The sequence below is a fragment of the Microcystis sp. M_QC_C_20170808_M3Col genome, assembly GCF_007095505.1.
GTDB lineage: Bacteria > Cyanobacteriota > Cyanobacteriia > Cyanobacteriales > Microcystaceae > Microcystis.
Map to the genome: position 1 here is coordinate 1 of NZ_SFBY01000002.1, position 2,503 is coordinate 2,503.

The 2,503-nt window shown below is 41.6% G+C and carries 2 protein-coding genes and 1 pseudogene; 2 read left to right on the top strand and 1 reads right to left on the bottom strand.

Features of this window, described 5'->3' with window-relative positions; all coding sequences use genetic code 11:
* Positions 1-141: 141 nt before the first annotated feature.
* On the top strand, positions 142-906 hold the full coding sequence (locus tag EWV84_RS00020; RefSeq protein ID WP_287075556.1) for a PD-(D/E)XK nuclease family protein: 765 nt from the start codon (positions 142-144) through the stop codon (positions 904-906).
* A 632-nt stretch (positions 907-1,538) separates the two neighbouring features.
* On the top strand, positions 1,539-2,228 hold the full coding sequence (locus EWV84_RS00025; RefSeq protein ID WP_287075558.1) for a J domain-containing protein: 690 nt from the start codon (positions 1,539-1,541) through the stop codon (positions 2,226-2,228).
* Positions 2,229-2,416: 188 nt separating this feature from the next.
* On the opposite strand, the pseudogene EWV84_RS22995 reads toward EWV84_RS00025, so the two are convergent.
* Positions 2,417-2,503: pseudogene (locus EWV84_RS22995) on the bottom strand (IS200/IS605 family transposase); the annotation flags it as partial.

Consider the following 2,503-nt stretch of genomic DNA (forward strand, 5'->3'; position numbering starts at 1 on the left):
AAGGGACTAAGTACGGTAGGGCATACCGAAACTAATACGCGCCGGCGTGAGATTCCCTCTGGTTTGGTTGGATACGTCCTGCCAGATTAAGGAAACTCAGTGAACCAAGAATCCCTCGCTTTTAGCGATGGGAGTGTCAATATGCCTAAGATCTACCGTCTTGCTCAAGGTCATTTAAACCTATTGGAAACCTGTCCACCCAGATTTCAAAAAGTCTATCTAGAGGAACTTAACACACCGGCTGACCCTGAACAATTGCAGAGGCAAGAATGGGGCAGTCAGTTTCACCTATTATTACAGCAGCGGGAATTAGGGCTGCCGATCGCATCTTTATTACGGGAAAATGAACAGTTAGAACATTGTTTAACGGCCCTATTAAAGGCTGCCCCGGCCATTGCCCAAAATCCGGGAGAAGCGAATCGCGAAGCGGAACATTCTCGCAGTTTAACTGTGGGTAATTATTTATTAACGGTTATCTATGATTTAATTTTATTAGAGAGCGATCGAGCCGTAATTTTTGACTGGAAAACCTACTTAAAACCTATCGATGCTGACAAACTAGCCAAAAATTGGCAGACGAGACTTTATCTGTATGTGTTGGGAGAAACTTCTGCTTATCCTCTTGATAGTTTATCGATGACCTATTGGTTTGTGCAGTTACCCCGCAGCCCCGAACAAATTACTTTTAACTATAATCGGAAACTACACCAACAGACAGGGCGAGATTTACGCCGTTTATTGAAAGATCTCGATCGCTATCTATCAGCATACCAAAATGATTTAGTCGATTTTCCCCATCGTCCCGATTGTCAGCTTCATTGTCCCTATTATCTTGGGCAAGAGCGATCGAGCAAAATAGAGTTACCCTCGATCGATCATATCCCTGAAATCAATCCTTTTGTCTAATTTTGCTAATTTCGTCAGAATTCAGCAGTCAGGAGATTGCTTTTATTTATTCTCCCCACACCCTAACCCCACTCTGCAATAATTACTCGCGGCCAGAAATGCGTTGGTTTCATATCATACTTTGTGTTTTTTGTCAAAAAAACTTTTTTTTTGCAACAAAACTACACAAAAAAAAGATCATCGTTGTGGGTGAAATTGACTAATTTACCTGTCTTAACTAGGATCACCTTGTAGGTGTGGCAAGGGTTTCAACCACTGCTGCCCAAAAAAGCACAGAATAACCGACTATGAAATTCTACCAAATCGCTGTAACCATTGCAACATCGTTGTTAAATAAAAATCTTTCTCAATTAATTCTTAAGAATTTATAAATATTGCGGAATGTTAATTTAAATATTCTCAAGTGTTTAGAGTCAATAAATAATTTTTGCTTATCTTTGTCAAAAAATAGAACTCCTGCAAAAATCCCACATCTAGCATTGGGTTAGGAGTCAGGATTGAGGAGACAGTATTCAGGAGATTATTTTTATTTATCCTTCCCACACCCCACTTCCCACTTCCCACTTCCCATTCTCGACAATTCTCCTTCCCCGCCCCGATAATAACAAAAGACAGATCGATCGCTTGCGCTCATGACCGGCAACCACTACCAGACCTTAGAAATCAGCTATAAATCGACCCCTGACGAGATTAAACAGGCCTATCGGCGTTTAGCAAGAAAATTCCATCCCGATAGTCAAAACGATAGTGCCAGTCACGATAAAATCGTCGCTATTAACGCCGCCTACGAGATATTAAGCGATCCGAGACTAAGAAAAGACTACGATAACCAACTAATCAGCAATTCTCCGGAAAAGCGCGCCCAACGCACTGCCACCGCCCAAGCAAATTACCATCGTTACAAAGAAGCATCCCGGGAAGACGAAGCCCTGGTCAAACAGTGGTATAACCAGACCTATAGCCCGATTAATCGGCTGATCGGTCAAATTATCCGGCCTCTCAAAGGTCAGATCGATCACCTATCTGCCGATCCCTTCGATGATCAGTTAATGGCTGTTTTTCAAGACTATCTAGAAACCTGTCGCCAAAATCTCGATCGAGCCAAAACCCTCTTTTGCCAACGGCCAAACCCTGCCAAAATGGCCAAAGTGGCCGCTTCTCTTTACTACTGTCTCAATCATCTCACTGATGGACTAGAAGAATTGGAAACCTTTACCCTTAACTACGATGATCGCTCTCTCCACACCGGCCAAGAAATGTTTCGCATGGCCCAGCGTTTACAGGTGGAAGCTAAACAGATAGCCAGTCAGTGCCAAAATTAGACCTCTTGTAAAAATCAAAAATTGTTGTTAGGGTTAGGAGTCAGTAGCCAGTAGTCAGGAGAATTAAGAATGAATAACAATCAATTAAATGGTCTATTTACAGATTTTAGGCCATTTAATCCTTATTTTTGCAGTCTTTGAAGCTTGAAAAATTAATTATCGAAAATTTGGGTTAAAACCCCGTCGTTTTACGACGGCTTTTCTTGATCTTTAATATAGCACTTAAGAACTTCCAGGGTTGCACCTCCTAAAGAAGAAACAAAATAACTAGGAGA

Excerpts from the sequence above, each read along its gene's own strand:
- EWV84_RS00020 (WP_287075556.1), top strand. The coding sequence starts at position 142 with ATGCCTAAGATCTACCGTCTTGCTCAAGGTCATTTAAACCTATTGGAA.
- EWV84_RS00025 (WP_287075558.1), top strand. The coding sequence starts at position 1,539 with ATGACCGGCAACCACTACCAGACCTTAGAAATCAGCTATAAATCGACC.